This is a genomic window from Pseudomonas sp. E141, from assembly GCF_052659885.1.
This window is the reverse complement of record NZ_CP084024.1, coordinates 1,674,112-1,688,250: the sequence shown is the minus strand read 5'-3', so window position 1 is coordinate 1,688,250 and position 14,139 is coordinate 1,674,112. Positions and strand designations below refer to the sequence as shown.

Annotated in this window: 14 protein-coding genes; 13 read left to right on the top strand and 1 reads right to left on the bottom strand. The window is 61.1% G+C overall.

Going from position 1 to position 14,139, the window contains the following annotated elements; genetic code table 11:
• Positions 1-47: 47 nt before the first annotated feature.
• The 3 genes from acnA (at position 48) to GKKCFE_RS07580 (ending at position 5,345) form a co-directional block, all read left to right on the top strand.
• On the top strand, positions 48-2,789 hold the full coding sequence (acnA, locus tag GKKCFE_RS07590; protein WP_339492600.1) for an aconitate hydratase AcnA: 2,742 nt from the start codon (positions 48-50) through the stop codon (positions 2,787-2,789).
• Between the two features lie 125 nt (positions 2,790-2,914).
• Complete coding sequence (locus GKKCFE_RS07585) at positions 2,915-3,703, top strand: CPBP family intramembrane glutamic endopeptidase (RefSeq protein ID WP_188252452.1); 789 nt, start codon at positions 2,915-2,917, stop codon at positions 3,701-3,703.
• A 76-nt stretch (positions 3,704-3,779) separates the two neighbouring features.
• The gene (locus GKKCFE_RS07580) at positions 3,780-5,345 is read left to right on the top strand and encodes a methyl-accepting chemotaxis protein (RefSeq protein ID WP_188252453.1); all 1,566 of its coding nucleotides are present in this window, start codon (positions 3,780-3,782) and stop codon (positions 5,343-5,345) included.
• 242 nt (positions 5,346-5,587) lie between these two features.
• Here GKKCFE_RS07580 and GKKCFE_RS07575 read toward each other — a convergent pair whose 3' ends face one another.
• Complete coding sequence (locus GKKCFE_RS07575; RefSeq protein WP_188252454.1) at positions 5,588-6,274, bottom strand: alpha/beta family hydrolase; 687 nt, start codon at positions 6,272-6,274, stop codon at positions 5,588-5,590.
• Between the two features lie 96 nt (positions 6,275-6,370).
• Here GKKCFE_RS07575 and ccoN (GKKCFE_RS07570) point away from each other — a divergent pair, with 96 nt between their 5' ends.
• The 10 genes from ccoN (GKKCFE_RS07570) (at position 6,371) to GKKCFE_RS07525 (ending at position 14,088) form a co-directional block, all read left to right on the top strand.
• The gene (ccoN, locus tag GKKCFE_RS07570) at positions 6,371-7,795 is read left to right on the top strand and encodes a cytochrome-c oxidase, cbb3-type subunit I (RefSeq protein WP_014339375.1); all 1,425 of its coding nucleotides are present in this window, start codon (positions 6,371-6,373) and stop codon (positions 7,793-7,795) included.
• Positions 7,796-7,805: 10 nt separating this feature from the next.
• Positions 7,806-8,414, top strand: a complete 609-nt coding sequence (gene ccoO, locus GKKCFE_RS07565; RefSeq protein WP_076385616.1) for a cytochrome-c oxidase, cbb3-type subunit II — start codon at positions 7,806-7,808, stop codon at positions 8,412-8,414.
• A 4-nt stretch (positions 8,415-8,418) separates the two neighbouring features.
• Positions 8,419-8,622 carry a cbb3-type cytochrome oxidase subunit 3 gene (locus GKKCFE_RS07560; RefSeq protein ID WP_047227189.1) on the top strand — a complete coding sequence of 68 codons (204 nt, stop codon included), beginning with the start codon at positions 8,419-8,421 and terminating at the stop codon, positions 8,620-8,622.
• Positions 8,619-9,572, top strand: coding sequence for a cytochrome-c oxidase, cbb3-type subunit III (gene ccoP, locus GKKCFE_RS07555; RefSeq protein WP_047227188.1), 954 nt, complete (start codon positions 8,619-8,621; stop codon positions 9,570-9,572). Before GKKCFE_RS07560 ends, ccoP (GKKCFE_RS07555) begins: the two co-directional genes overlap by 4 nt.
• A gap of 481 nt (positions 9,573-10,053) precedes the next feature.
• The gene (gene ccoN, locus GKKCFE_RS07550; protein WP_047227187.1) at positions 10,054-11,496 is read left to right on the top strand and encodes a cytochrome-c oxidase, cbb3-type subunit I; all 1,443 of its coding nucleotides are present in this window, start codon (positions 10,054-10,056) and stop codon (positions 11,494-11,496) included.
• Entirely contained in the window at positions 11,496-12,104 is a 609-nt protein-coding gene (gene ccoO / locus GKKCFE_RS07545; RefSeq protein ID WP_014339380.1) for a cytochrome-c oxidase, cbb3-type subunit II, read from the top strand. Before ccoN (GKKCFE_RS07550) ends, ccoO (GKKCFE_RS07545) begins: the two co-directional genes overlap by 1 nt.
• Positions 12,105-12,109: 5 nt before the next feature.
• Positions 12,110-12,295 (top strand): CcoQ/FixQ family Cbb3-type cytochrome c oxidase assembly chaperone, encoded by a 186-nt coding sequence (locus tag GKKCFE_RS07540; protein WP_003183474.1) that lies wholly within the window; start codon positions 12,110-12,112, stop codon positions 12,293-12,295.
• Complete coding sequence (gene ccoP, locus GKKCFE_RS07535) at positions 12,292-13,275, top strand: cytochrome-c oxidase, cbb3-type subunit III (protein ID WP_076385618.1); 984 nt, start codon at positions 12,292-12,294, stop codon at positions 13,273-13,275. The genes GKKCFE_RS07540 and ccoP (GKKCFE_RS07535) overlap by 4 nt, the downstream gene beginning before the upstream one ends.
• Before the next feature lie 148 nt (positions 13,276-13,423).
• Positions 13,424-13,678, top strand: a complete 255-nt coding sequence (locus tag GKKCFE_RS07530) for a type II toxin-antitoxin system Phd/YefM family antitoxin (RefSeq protein WP_076385620.1) — start codon at positions 13,424-13,426, stop codon at positions 13,676-13,678.
• Positions 13,678-14,088 carry a type II toxin-antitoxin system VapC family toxin gene (locus tag GKKCFE_RS07525; protein ID WP_076385622.1) on the top strand — a complete coding sequence of 137 codons (411 nt, stop codon included), beginning with the start codon at positions 13,678-13,680 and terminating at the stop codon, positions 14,086-14,088. Before GKKCFE_RS07530 ends, GKKCFE_RS07525 begins: the two co-directional genes overlap by 1 nt.
• The last annotated feature ends 51 nt before the right edge of the window (positions 14,089-14,139 follow it).

The window sequence follows — 14,139 nt, the reverse complement described above, 5'->3', positions numbered from 1 at the left end:
TCCGTCCCGTCAGTCCGTAGCCGTGCGGACTCAAAGGAGTCATTTCAATGCCGTCCCTCGATAGCCTGAAAACCCTTAAAACGCTGCAAGTCGACGCCAGGATTTACCACTATTTCAGCCTGCCCGACGCTGCCCGAAGCCTGGGAGACCTGGACCGGTTGCCCATGTCCCTCAAAGTGCTGCTGGAGAACCTGCTGCGCTGGGAAGATGAAAAAACGGTCACCGGCACCGATCTCAAGGCCCTCGCCGGCTGGCTGAAGGAGCGTCGTTCCGACCGGGAAATTCAATACCGTCCTGCTCGGGTACTGATGCAAGACTTCACCGGCGTCCCGGCCGTGGTCGATCTGGCCGCCATGCGCGCCGCCATGGAAAAGGCCGGTGGCGATCCGCAGCGGATCAACCCGCTGTCACCCGTGGACCTGGTGATCGACCACTCGGTGATGGTGGACAATTTCGCCAGCAGCCAGGCGTTCGAACAGAACGTCGACATCGAAATGCAGCGCAACGGAGAGCGCTACGCCTTCCTGCGTTGGGGCCAGAGCGCCTTCGACAACTTTAGCGTGGTGCCACCGGGCACCGGCATCTGCCACCAGGTCAACCTCGAATACCTGGGCCGCACCGTGTGGACCAAAGAGGAAGACGGACGGACCTATGCGTTCCCGGACACCTTGGTGGGCACCGATTCCCACACCACCATGATCAACGGCCTCGGTGTACTAGGCTGGGGCGTCGGCGGGATTGAGGCCGAAGCGGCCATGCTCGGCCAGCCGGTGTCGATGCTGATTCCAGAAGTCATCGGTTTCAAACTCATCGGCAAGCTGCGCGAAGGCATCACCGCCACCGACCTGGTGCTGACGGTCACCCAGATGCTGCGCAAGAAAGGTGTGGTGGGCAAATTCGTCGAGTTCTATGGCGACGGTCTTGCCGACCTGCCGCTGGCCGACCGCGCCACCATCGCCAACATGGCCCCGGAATACGGCGCCACCTGCGGTTTCTTCCCGGTGGACGACGTGACCCTGGACTACCTGCGCCTGTCCGGACGTCCGACCGAAACCGTGAAGTTGGTGGAAGCCTACTGCAAGGCTCAGGGCCTGTGGCGGCTGCCCGGCCAGGAACCGGTATTCACCGACACGCTGGAACTGGACATGGGGAGTGTCGAGGCCAGTCTCGCCGGGCCCAAGCGTCCTCAAGACCGGGTCTCACTGCCGAATGTCGGCCAGGCTTTCAGCGACTTCCTGGGCCTGAACGTCAAGCCCACCAGCAAGGAAGAAGGCCGCCTGGAAAGCGAAGGCGGCGGTGGGGTCGCGGTAGGCAACGCCGATCAGGTGGGGGAAAGCGAATACGAGTTCGAGGGCCGGACCCATCGCCTGAAAAACGGCGCAGTGGTGATTGCGGCCATTACCTCTTGCACCAACACCTCCAACCCCAGCGTGATGATGGCCGCCGGGCTGCTGGCGAAAAAAGCCGTGGAGAAAGGCCTGACCCGTAAGCCGTGGGTCAAGAGTTCCCTGGCACCAGGTTCGAAGGTGGTCACCGATTACTACAAGGCCGCCGGGCTGACCGAGTACCTGGACAAACTGGGTTTCGATCTGGTGGGTTACGGTTGCACGACCTGTATCGGCAACTCGGGGCCGTTGCCCGAGCCGATCGAAAAAGCCATCCAGAGCGCCGACCTGACGGTGGCCTCGGTGCTGTCGGGTAATCGTAACTTCGAAGGTCGCGTGCACCCGTTGGTAAAAACCAACTGGCTGGCGTCACCGCCCCTGGTGGTCGCCTATGCCCTGGCCGGCACGGTGCGCATCGACATCAGCAGTGAACCGCTGGGCAACGACCGCGACGGCAACCCGGTGTACCTGCGCGATATCTGGCCCAGCAGCCAGGAAGTCGCTAACGCGGTGGCCCAGGTCAACACCAGCATGTTCCACAAGGAATACGCCGCCGTGTTTGCCGGTGATGAGCAATGGCAGGCTATCGAGGTGCCGCAAGCCGCGACTTACGTCTGGCAATCGGACTCGACCTACATCCAGCACCCGCCGTTCTTCGAGAACATCAGTGGGCCGCCACCGGCCATCAACAATGTCGAAGGCGCACGAATCCTGGCTTTGCTCGGCGACTCGGTGACCACCGACCACATCTCTCCGGCCGGCAATATCAAGACCGACAGCCCGGCCGGCCGTTATCTGCGCGAACAGGGCGTGGAGCCCCGGGACTTCAACTCCTACGGTTCAAGACGCGGCAACCATCAGGTCATGATGCGCGGCACCTTCGCCAATATCCGGATCCGCAATGAAATGCTCGGCGGCGAAGAAGGCGGCAATACGATCTACATCCCCAGTGGCGAGAAAATGCCGATCTACGACGCCGCCATGTTGTATCAGGCCATGGGCACACCTCTGGTGGTGATCGCCGGACAGGAATATGGCACCGGCTCGAGTCGGGACTGGGCCGCCAAGGGCACCAATCTGTTGGGGGTCAAGGCGGTGATCGCCGAGAGCTTCGAGCGCATCCACCGCTCCAACCTGGTGGGCATGGGCGTGCTGCCGTTGCAGTTCAAGCTCGATCAGAATCGCAAGAGCCTGAACCTCACCGGCAAGGAAACCCTGGACATCCTGGGCCTGAGCGACGTCGAACTGACGCCACGCATGAACCTGCCACTGGTCATCACCCGCGAGGACGGCCGCCAGGAGCGGATTGAAGTGCTGTGCCGGATCGACACCTTGAATGAAGTGGAATATTTCAAGGCTGGGGGGATTTTGCACTACGTCCTACGGCAATTGATTTCAGAATAAAAAGAAGCGTCTTACGAAAACACCGCCTGTTAATAGGCGGTGTTTTCGTATGGGTCTGCCTATAATCCCGCCGGTCCTGCCATCACCATCGCCACAAACGGTTCTTCAGTCTCAAAGGATGTGATATGCCTGCCCTGCCCTGGCCATACCTGGCCTTCCTTTCCATCGGCTATGCCTTGGCCCTGGCCTTCGGCCATCTGGCCTGGACTGCTGCGATCTCGGTCGCGCTGCTGCTGTTCGCCGGGTATGCGGTGCGCCAGCAGCAGACACCGGTCGGGCAGTTTCTCGGCCACGCCCTGTTTGTGGTGATGGCCCTGGCGTTGGCCTTGCACTGGATGCCGGGTTTTTTCAATGGCCGGGCAATCGCGCCGCAACGTTTTACCGACGATGCCGTGCCGTTTGCCATGTACCTGAACCAGGACAAGCCACTGATCGGCTTCTGGTTACTGCTGGCGTGTCCCTGGATCGTCGGCAGGCGCTCGTTTCGCCTGTCGCTACAGGCCACGGCCCTGGGGCTGACCCTGAGCGCCGTGCTGGCGCTGGGCGGGGCGATGCTGCTGGGAATGATCCATTGGGCACCGAAGTGGCCGGAGCCGGCCTGGATATGGGTACTCAATAATCTTTTATTGGTGACGTTGGTGGAGGAAGCGCTGTTTCGTGGCTACATTCAGGGTGGCCTGAGCCGACGCTTCAAACATCTGAACTATGGCGACAATCTCGCATTGGTCCTGGCCTCGCTGCTGTTCGGCCTGGTGCATGCCGGGGCGGGATGGCAATGGGTGTTGCTGTCGGGCATGGCGGGGGTCGGTTATGGCCTGGCTTATCGCTTTGGTGGGCTGGGCGCGGCGATTGCCGCCCACTTTGGCCTCAATCTGCTTCATTTCGCCCTATTTACCTACCCGATGCTGGCGTGATACCGACCGGAAAAATAACTTCAATAAAAACCTGACGGCGCCGACAACCTTTCAAAGCCTTGCGGATCTACACACCATGCGTAACAACCAGCCCGTCACACAACGCGAAAGGACCTTCCCGGCCCAACAACGTCTGATTTCCACTACCGATGCCAAAGGTGTGATCACCTATTGCAACGACGCGTTCGTTGAAATCAGCGGGTTTTCCAAGGAGGAACTGATCCGCTCGCCCCACAACCTGGTACGCCATCCCGATGTGCCGTCGGCCGTGTTCGCCCATATGTGGAACACGCTCAAACAAGGCTTGCCATGGATGGGCATCGTCAAGAATCGCTGCAAGAGCGGTGACCATTACTGGGTCAACGCCTATGTCACCCCCGTGTTCGAAGGTAACCAGGTGATCGGCTACGAGTCGGTGCGGGTCAAGCCCAGCGCCGAGCAGATCACTCGGGCCGAAGCGCTCTATCAACGCATCAACCAGGGTAAGCCGGCGATCCCGCGCAGCGACAAATGGTTGCCGATCCTGCAGGACTGGCTGCCGTTTATCCTGGTCAGCCAATTGAGCTTCGTCGTTGGCGCATTTCTCAATTCCTCCTGGGGCTTTGCCCTGGCTGCCGTACTCTCGGTGCCCCTGGGCCTGATGGGCCTGCAATGGCAACAGCGCGGGATCAAGCGCCTGCTGCGTCTGGCCGAGCAAACCACCTCCGATCCGTTGATCGCCCGGATGTACACCGACAGTCGAGGCGTCCAGGCGCGCCTGGAGATGTCGATCCTCAGCCAGGAAGCTCGCCTGAAAACCTGCCTGACCCGGTTGCAGGACACTGCCGAACACCTCAACGAGCAGGCGCGGCAGTCGAACTCGCTGGCCCATAACAGCTCCAGTGGGCTGGAGCGCCAGCGAGTGGAGACCGAACAGGTGGCCACCGCCGTCAACGAGATGGCCGCGACGACCCAGGAAGTCGCCAGCCACGTGCAACGCACCGCCGACGCCACCCAGGAAGCCAATCGCCTGACCAGTCGTGGACGCGACATCGCCGGGGAAACCCGTGAAGCCATCGAGCGCTTGTCGGTGGTGGTGGGCGAGACCGGGCAGACCGTGACCCAGTTGGCCAAGGACAGCGACGAGATCGGTGGCGTGGTGGACGTGATCAAAGGCATTGCCGACCAGACCAACCTGCTGGCCCTCAACGCCGCCATCGAAGCGGCCCGCGCCGGTGAGATGGGTCGCGGCTTTGCCGTGGTGGCGGACGAAGTGCGCCAACTGGCGCAACGTACCAGTGAGTCCACCGGGCAGATCCACGCCCTGATCGCCAAACTCCAGCAAACCGCTACCAATGCCGTGCAGACCATGGATGCCGGCCACCGCCAGGCCGAAGAAGGCGTGGCTCGGGTCATGGAGGCGGACGCGGCGCTGGTGGGCATCAGTGAAGCGGTGGCCAACATCACCGACATGACCACCCAGATCGCTGCCGCTACCGAAGAGCAGAGTTCGGTGGCCGAAGAGATCAGCCGCAATATCAGCAACATCTCGGAACTGGCCGACCAGACCTCGGGCCAGGCCCACAGCTCGGCGCTACTGAGCGAAGAACTGACCCGCACCGCCAATACGCAGTATTCGCTGGTGGAGCGGTTCAACCGCTGATAGAAGTAGAAGCCTGCCTCATGAAAAACCCGGACAGCGAAAGCTTCCGGGTTTTTTGTTGCCTGACAGGCCGCTATCGCGAGCAGGCTCGCTCCCACAGAGGGTCAAGGTTGCTCATTCAAAGGCATTCCAATTGTGGGAGCAGGCTTACTCCCTCAGAGGGTCAAGGTTGCTCATTCAAAGGCATTCCAATTGTGGGAGCGAGCCTGCTCGCGATGAGGCCTTGATAGTCGGCAAGGAACCTACTGAAGAAACCCGGCCACCCTGCCCGCCGCCGCCTCCAGATGCTGCTCATGGCTAAACCCCGAGGCCTTCAGCGGTTTCAGATCATGATCCCCCGCCACCAGCCACATCACCTCGATACTCGGTGACAGCACGTAAGCCTGCACCGCCTCGCGGTTACCCAAGGCATCGCGCTCGCCCTGGACGATCAAGGTCCGGGTCTTCAAGGCTGCCAAGTGCTCGACCCGCGGTTTCTCCGGTTTGCCCACCGCGTAGAAGGGATACCCCAGGCACACCAGGGCATCAGCTTTCAGCTCATCGGCCAGCAAACTCGCCATGCGCCCACCCATGGACTTGCCGCCAATGGCCAACCGCCCAGCGACATAAGGCCGCACCGTGGCGTACACCTCACGCCAGCATTCCAGCAACTTGGGAGCCGGGTTCGGCGGACGTTTACCGCCGTCCAGGCGTCGTTGAGCCATGTAGGGAAACTCAAAACGCAACACGTTGATGCCATGCCCGGCAAGGCGCGCGGCCATTTCGTTCATGAACCCGCTGTCCATCGGTGCGCCGGCGCCATGGGCCAGGATCAGGGTCGGTGGCTCGGCGCTGACACCCGTTTGCGCCGCCGTCCATAGCCAACCGTGTTCGGCCACACATCGCGCCCATTGATCCCCGTCAATACTGGCCTTGTGCTGTTTGTCCATGCTTGCCTCGCTTTTAGTCTGCCTATAACTCCAGGCGAAGAATGCCGCGCTGCCTTGCGCAAGCGCTCACTTCGGCTGAACCGTGGATGGGGAACCATGAACACATCTATCAGTACCGCCTACAACTACAAGGTGGTCCGCCAATTCGCCATTATGACGGTGGTGTGGGGCATCGTCGGCATGGGGCTCGGGGTTTTTCTCGCGGCCCAATTGGTCTGGCCACAGCTCAACTTCGATTTGCCGTGGACCAGCTTCGGCCGCCTGCGCCCGTTGCATACCAACGCGGTGATCTTCGCCTTCGGCGGCTGCGCCCTGTTCGCCAGTTCGTTCTACTCGGTGCAACGCACCTGTCAGACACAGCTGTTCGCGCCGAAAATCGCCGCGTTCTGCTTCTGGGGCTGGCAATTGGTGATCCTGCTGGCGGCCATCAGCCTGCCGCTGGGCTACACCAGCTCCAAGGAATACGCCGAACTGGAATGGCCGATCGACATTCTGATCACCATCGTCTGGGTCGCCTACGCCATCGTGTTCTTCGGCACCGTGGCCAAGCGCAACACCAAACACATCTATGTCGGTAACTGGTTCTTCGGCGGGTTCATCCTGACCGTGGCGATCCTGCACATCGTCAACAACCTGGAATTGCCGGTGAGCTTCACCAAATCCTACTCGGTGTATGCCGGGGCCACCGATGCGATGGTGCAATGGTGGTACGGCCACAACGCCGTGGGCTTTTTCCTCACCGCCGGCTTTTTGGGGATGATGTATTACTTCGTGCCGAAGCAGGCCGAGCGTCCGGTGTATTCCTATCGGTTGTCCATCGTGCACTTCTGGGCGCTGATCACCCTGTACATCTGGGCCGGCCCGCACCACCTGCACTACACCGCGCTGCCGGACTGGGCACAGTCCCTGGGCATGGTGATGTCGCTGATCCTGCTGGCACCGAGCTGGGGCGGCATGATCAACGGCATGATGACCCTGTCGGGTGCCTGGCATAAATTGCGCAGCGACCCGATCCTGCGGTTCCTGGTGGTGTCCCTGGCGTTCTACGGCATGTCGACCTTCGAAGGCCCGATGATGGCCATCAAGACCGTCAACGCCCTCTCCCACTACACCGACTGGACCATCGGCCACGTACACGCTGGTGCCTTGGGTTGGGTGGCGATGATTTCCATCGGCGCGCTGTATCACATGATCCCGAAAGTCTTCGGCCGCCCCCAGATGCACAGCATCGGCCTGATCAACGCGCACTTCTGGCTCGCGACCATCGGCACCGTGCTGTACATCGCCTCCATGTGGGTCAACGGCATCGCCCAGGGCCTGATGTGGCGTGCGGTGAACGAGGACGGCACCCTGACCTACTCCTTCGTTGAAACCCTGGTGGCCAGCCACCCAGGCTTCGTCGTACGGCTGGCGGGCGGGGCGATCTTCCTCCTCGGCATGCTGCTGATGGCCTACAACACCTGGCGCACCGTGCGGGCCTACCAGCCTGCCGAAGCCGCCGCTGCCGCGCAGATGGCTTGAGGAGTCCGCCATGAAACACGAAACAATCGAAAAAAACGTCGGCCTGCTGATGCTGCTGATGGTTCTGGCCGTGAGCATTGGCGGCCTGACCCAGATCGTGCCGCTGTTCTTCCAGGACGTGACCAACAAACCGGTGGACGGCATGAAGCCCTACACCGCGCTGCAACTGGAAGGTCGCGACATCTATATCCGCGAAGGCTGCGTCGGCTGCCATTCGCAGATGATCCGTCCGTTCCGCGCCGAGACCGAGCGCTACGGCCACTATTCGGTAGCTGGTGAAAGCGTCTGGGACCACCCGTTCCTGTGGGGCTCCAAGCGCACCGGGCCGGACCTGGCCCGGGTCGGCGCGCGCTACTCCGATGACTGGCATCGCGCCCACCTGTACAACCCGCGCAACGTCGTGCCTGAGTCGAAGATGCCGGCCTACCCGTGGCTGGTGACCCAAGCGGTGGACAGCAGCCACACCGAAGGCAAGCTGCGCGCCATGCGCACCCTGGGCGTGCCGTACACCGACGACGACATCGCCGGCAGCGTGGCCTCGCTCAAGGACAAGACCGAGATGGACGCCCTGGTGGCCTACCTGCAAGTGCTCGGCACTGCCATCAAGAGCAAGAGGTGAGCCTATGTTCCTTGAAATGAGCACTGGAATGATCCGCGGCCTGGGCACGGTCGTGGTGTTCGTGGCCTTCATCGGCCTGACCCTGTGGGTATTCAGCAGCAAGCGCAACTCGGAGTTCGCCCAGGCGCGCCTGCTGCCGTTCGCCGACGAGCCATCCGCCGACATCGCCAACCCCCAAGACCCTGCAACAAGGAGCACCCGGCCATGACCACCTTCTGGAGTACGTGGATCAGCGTACTGACCATCGGCAGCCTGATCGGTCTGACCTGGCTGCTGATCGGCACCCGCAAGGGCGAGACCAAGGGCAGTGTCGACCAGACCATGGGCCACAGCTTCGACGGCATCGAGGAGTACGACAACCCGCTGCCGCAGTGGTGGTTCCTGTTGTTCGCCGGCACTTTGGTGTTTTCCGTCGGCTACCTGGTTCTCTACCCGGGCCTGGGCAACTGGAAAGGCATCCTGCCCGGCTACGAAAATGGCTGGACCGGCGCCCATGAATGGGAAAAGGAAATGGCCAGGGCCGACGCCAAGTTCGGGCCGATCTTCGCCAAATTCGCCGCCATGCCGGTGGAAGAAGTCGCCAAGGACCCACAGGCCTTGAAGATGGGTGGCCGCTTGTTCGCCTCCAACTGCTCGGTCTGCCACGGCTCGGACGCCAAGGGTGCCTTCGGCTTCCCGAACCTGGCCGACAGCCACTGGCGCTGGGGCGGCAGTGCCGAAACCATCAAGGCCACCATCATGGGCGGTCGCATGGCCGCGATGCCGGCCTGGGGCGAAGTGCTGGGCGAAGCCGGCGTCAAGAACGTGGCCGCGTATGTGCGCCATGATCTGGCGGGCCTGCCGCTGCCAGCAGACAGCGGCGCCGACCTGCAAGCAGGCCAGCAAGCGTTCAACACCACTTGCGTTGCCTGCCACGGTGCCAACGGTAAAGGCACCGAAGCCATGGGCGCGCCAGACCTGACCTTGCCGGCCGGCTTCATCTACGGCACCAGCCTGGCGCAACTGCAACAGACCATCCGTCATGGCCGCCAGGGCCATATGCCGGCGCAGAATGAGCTGCTCGGCAATGACAAGGTGCAACTGCTCGCGGCTTACGTCTACAGCCTGTCCCACGCGGCGGGCGCCGAGCGTCTGCAAGCTGAACGCAAAAGCGAATAAATCCTGACCACGCGAACAGCCACATCCATCTGGATGCGGCTGTTTCGTGCCCCTGCGCGACGCATTGTCGCACCCTCCCTTCGTCTTCCTTTCGGTTCCCCGGAATCAAGTCTAAGCTTGCCTCTGCGTGCGCTGGCGACTGCCGGTTTCAGGTCGACCCGACCCGATGCGTTCGACAATCGTTCGACAAAAAGGCCGCAAAGGCAGGTGAATACCGGCTGTTGCGACAGTTGCCTGGCATCACCCGAACGCTGTGCTCGAACACACCCCGTTACAACCGACCTGCCCCCCTCGCCTCTTTCCTTCGTTGCGACATTTTACCGAGGGCCAATTTTGTCCCTACTCAGCACATGGAAAGGCCGCAGAATCTGCTTTGGAAAGCATTGACCCAGGTCATGGCGCGTTGCAATGACCCCCCGCTTTCTCCATACTTGCGACCGATTTTTATCCTAATAAAACACCCAAACCGTGGAACCTTAGAATGAGCACAGCAATCAGTCCGACTGCTTATAACTATAAGGTAGTCCGCCAGTTCGCCATCATGACGGTGGTCTGGGGGATCCTTGGCATGGGGCTCGGTGTATTCATCGCCTCGCAACTGGTCTGGCCGGAGTTGAACTTCGATCTGCCATGGACGACGTTTGGACGCCTGCGCCCGCTGCACACCAACCTGGTGATCTTCGCCTTCGGTGGTTGTGCGTTGTTTGCCACTTCCTATTACGTCGTGCAGCGAACCTGCCAAACGCGACTGATTTCCGACAGCCTCGCCGCCTTCACCTTCTGGGGTTGGCAAGCGGTCATCGTCGGTGCGATCGTGACCTTGCCGATGGGTTTCACCACCACCAAGGAATACGCAGAGCTGGAATGGCCCCTGGCTATTCTGCTGGCCATCGTCTGGGTGACCTACGGTCTGGTGTTCTTCGGCACTATCGTCAAGCGCAAGACCAAGCACATCTATGTCGGTAACTGGTTCTACGGTGCCTTCATCGTCGTGACCGCCATGCTGCACATCGTCAACCACGCGTCCCTGCCGGTCAGCTTCTTCAAGTCCTACTCGGCCTACTCGGGCGCCACCGACGCGATGATCCAGTGGTGGTACGGCCACAACGCCGTGGGCTTCTTCCTGACCACCGGCTTCCTGGGGATGATGTATTACTTCGTGCCGAAACAGGCCGAGCGTCCGATCTATTCCTATCGCCTGTCCATCGTCCACTTCTGGGCGCTGATCACCCTGTACATCTGGGCCGGCCCGCACCACCTGCACTACACCGCGCTGCCGGACTGGGCACAGTCCCTGGGCATGGCGATGTCGATCATCCTGCTGGCTCCGAGCTGGGGCGGCATGATCAACGGCATGATGACCCTCTCGGGCGCCTGGCATAAGCTGCGCACCGACCCGATCCTGCGGTTCCTGGTGGTTTCCCTGGCGTTCTACGGCATGTCGACCTTCGAAGGCCCGATGATGGCCATCAAGACCGTCAACTCCCTGAGCCACTACACCGACTGGACCATCGGCCACGTACACGCCGGGGCCTTGGGCTGGGTTGCGATGATCTCCATCGGCGCGATCTACCACATGATCCCGAAACTGTTCGGTCGTGCGCAGATGCACAGCACCGGCCTGATCAACACTCACTTCTGGCTCGCCACCATCGGCACCGTGCTCTACATCGCCTCGATGTGGGTCAACGGCATCACCCAGGGCCTGATGTGGCGTGCAATCAACGACGACGGCACCCTGACCTACTCGTTCGTTGAAGCGCTGCAAGCCAGCCACCCTGGTTTCATCGTCCGTGCCCTGGGCGGCGCGTTCTTCGCCAGCGGCATGCTGTTCATGGCCTACAACGTGTATCGCACCGTTCGTGCCTCTGACCCGGCTGAAGCTGAAGCCGCCGCCAAGATCGCCGTAGTTGGAGCTCACTGATGAAGCACGAAACAGTAGAGAAGAATATTGGCCTGCTGGCCTTCTTCATGGTCATCGCCGTCAGCATCGGCGGCCTGACCCAGATCGTTCCGCTGTTTTTCCAGGACGTGACCAACAAGCCGGTCGAAGGCATGAAGCCACGCACCGCCCTTGAACTGGAAGGTCGCGACGTCTACATCGCCAACGGCTGTGTCGGCTGCCACTCGCAGATGATCCGTCCGTTTCGCGCCGAAACCGAACGCTATGGCCACTACTCGGTTGCCGGTGAAAGCGTCTGGGACCACCCGTTCCTGTGGGGTTCCAAGCGTACCGGCCCGGACCTGGCCCGTGTGGGCGGTCGCTACTCCGACGACTGGCAGCGTGCGCACCTGTACAACCCGCGCAACGTAGTGCCTGAGTCGAAAATGCCGGCTTACCCGTTCCTCGTAGAAAACAAGCTCGACGGCAAAGACACCGCCAAGAAAATGGAAGTCTTGCGTACCCTGGGCGTGCCTTACACCGATGAAGACATCGCCGGTGCCAAGGATGCCGTGAAGGGCAAGACTGAAATGGACGCGCTGGTGGCCTATCTGCAAGGCCTGGGCACCATCATCAAAAGCAAACGGTGATTTAGATGGATATCGGGATGATTCGTGGCCTGGGCACCGTCGTCGTGATGGTGGCCTTTATCGGTCTGGCGTTGTGGGTGTTCAGCCCCAAGCGCAAGTCGGAGTTTGACGACGCGACCTTGCTGCCGTTCGCGGATGATCCCGAAGCCATCAAGCACGTCGAGCAAGCTTCTAGGAGTAACAAAGAATGACTACGTTCTGGAGTCTGTACGTCACAGTCCTCAGTCTGGGTACGATCTTCGCCCTGACCTGGCTGCTGCTGTCGACCCGTAAGGGCCAGCGCGCCGAACAAACGGACGAGACTGTTGGTCACTCGTTCGATGGCATCGAAGAGTACGACAACCCACTGCCTAAATGGTGGTTCATGTTGTTCGTGGGCACCATTGTCTTCGCCTTGGGTTATCTGGTGCTCTACCCGGGCTTGGGCAACTGGAAAGGCCTGCTGCCAGGGTATAACTACCTGGACACCGAAAAGCAGACCCCTTTCGCCAATGGCCAGACCGGCTGGACCGGCGTTCACGAGTGGGAAAAGGAAATGGCGCGTTCGGATGCCAAGTTCGGCCCGATCTTCGCCAAGTTCGCCTCCATGCCGATTGAAGAAGTCGCCAAAGACCCGCAAGCCCTGAAGATGGGTGGCCGCCTGTTCGCCTCCAACTGCTCGGTCTGCCACGGTTCCGACGCCAAGGGTGCCTATGGCTTCCCGAACCTGACCGACGCCGACTGGCGCTGGGGTGGTGAGCCGGAAACCATCAAGACCACCATCATGGGCGGTCGTCATGCCGTGATGCCGGGCTGGGCTGCCGTGGTTGGCGAGCAAGGCGTTGCCGACGTCTCCGCCTACGTGGTGACCAGTCTGCACGGCCGTAAACTGCCGGAAGGCGCCAAGGCCGATCCGGCCAACGGCCAGAAGCTGTTCGCGGCTAACTGCGTGGCCTGCCACGGCCCAGCTGGCAAGGGCACGCCTGCCATGGGCGCACCTGACCTGACGCACCCGGCCGGTTTCATCTACGGTTCGAGCTTCGCTCAGCTGCAGCAGACCATCCGTTACGGTCGCCAGGGCCAGATGCCTGCCCAGGCCGATCTGCAGGGTAACGACAAGGTCCACCTGCTGGCTGCGTACGTCTACAGCCTGTCTCATGGGGAACCGGCGCCAGCCGCCGATGCCCAGTAAGGCACACGCCTGATGTACCAAAGGCCCCGTCAACCCATGTTGGCGGGGCCTTTTTTATTGGTGGGTATCCAGGAGCGAAGCTGTTTAACTTACTCGCCGCCCACGCCAGTAGTAACGTGCCTACATTGTAGTTTATGAGGGCACTGCCATGTCCATCACGACCATTTCCAGCCGCGAATTCAACCACGACACAAGTGGTGCCAAAAAAGCCGCCCGCCAGGGGCCAGTCATCATCACTGACCGTGGCAAGCCGGCCCACGTACTGCTAAGCATTGAGCAGTACCAGAAACTGACCGGCATTGGCACCAGCATTGTCGAGTTGCTGGTCATGCCTGACGCGCCGGATACCGATTTCGATACCGAACGTGCCGTCATCACTCCCCGGCCAGTGGACCTGTCCTGATGTTTCTACTCGACACCAATGTCATTTCGGAACTGCGCAAGCCGCATGCAGATAAAAACGTACAGGCCTGGGCACGGAGCGTGTCCGCCCCCAACCTGTATGTCTCGGCAATCACCGTATTGGAGCTGGAAACTGGTGTAATGCGCTTCGAACGCAAAGATCCGGTGCAAGGCAGCCGCCTGCGCGCGTGGCTGGATAACCACGTCCTGCCCGCATTTTCCGGCAGGATCCTGGCGGTCGACCGCACCGTCGCGCTGCGCTGCGCTCGCCTGCATATACCGGATCGCAGCAATGAATGCGATGCACTGATTGCCGCCACCGCGCTGGTCCATGGCCTGACCGTGGTCACCCGCAATGTGAGTGATTTTCAAAGCAGCGGCGTGGCCTTGCTCAATCCATGGTCAAGCTAATATAACGTCGCGACGGACCATCAATTACCGCCAAGGAGATAGGCGCAATGG

Bases quoted from the DNA above. Each gene is read 5' to 3' on its own strand.
- ccoP (WP_076385618.1), top strand. From the start codon at position 12,292: ATGACTACGTTCTGGAGTCTGTACGTCACAGTCCTCAGTCTGGGTACG.
- ccoN (WP_047227187.1), top strand. From the start codon at position 10,054: ATGAGCACAGCAATCAGTCCGACTGCTTATAACTATAAGGTAGTCCGC.
- ccoP (WP_047227188.1), top strand. From the start codon at position 8,619: ATGACCACCTTCTGGAGTACGTGGATCAGCGTACTGACCATCGGCAGC.
- ccoO (WP_014339380.1), top strand. From the start codon at position 11,496: ATGAAGCACGAAACAGTAGAGAAGAATATTGGCCTGCTGGCCTTCTTC.
- GKKCFE_RS07540 (WP_003183474.1), top strand. From the start codon at position 12,110: ATGGATATCGGGATGATTCGTGGCCTGGGCACCGTCGTCGTGATGGTG.
- ccoN (WP_014339375.1), top strand. From the start codon at position 6,371: ATGAACACATCTATCAGTACCGCCTACAACTACAAGGTGGTCCGCCAA.
- GKKCFE_RS07525 (WP_076385622.1), top strand. From the start codon at position 13,678: ATGTTTCTACTCGACACCAATGTCATTTCGGAACTGCGCAAGCCGCAT.
- GKKCFE_RS07580 (WP_188252453.1), top strand. From the start codon at position 3,780: ATGCGTAACAACCAGCCCGTCACACAACGCGAAAGGACCTTCCCGGCC.
- GKKCFE_RS07575 (WP_188252454.1), bottom strand. From the start codon at position 6,274: ATGGACAAACAGCACAAGGCCAGTATTGACGGGGATCAATGGGCGCGA.
- acnA (WP_339492600.1), top strand. From the start codon at position 48: ATGCCGTCCCTCGATAGCCTGAAAACCCTTAAAACGCTGCAAGTCGAC.
- ccoO (WP_076385616.1), top strand. From the start codon at position 7,806: ATGAAACACGAAACAATCGAAAAAAACGTCGGCCTGCTGATGCTGCTG.
- GKKCFE_RS07585 (WP_188252452.1), top strand. From the start codon at position 2,915: ATGCCTGCCCTGCCCTGGCCATACCTGGCCTTCCTTTCCATCGGCTAT.
- GKKCFE_RS07560 (WP_047227189.1), top strand. From the start codon at position 8,419: ATGTTCCTTGAAATGAGCACTGGAATGATCCGCGGCCTGGGCACGGTC.
- GKKCFE_RS07530 (WP_076385620.1), top strand. From the start codon at position 13,424: ATGTCCATCACGACCATTTCCAGCCGCGAATTCAACCACGACACAAGT.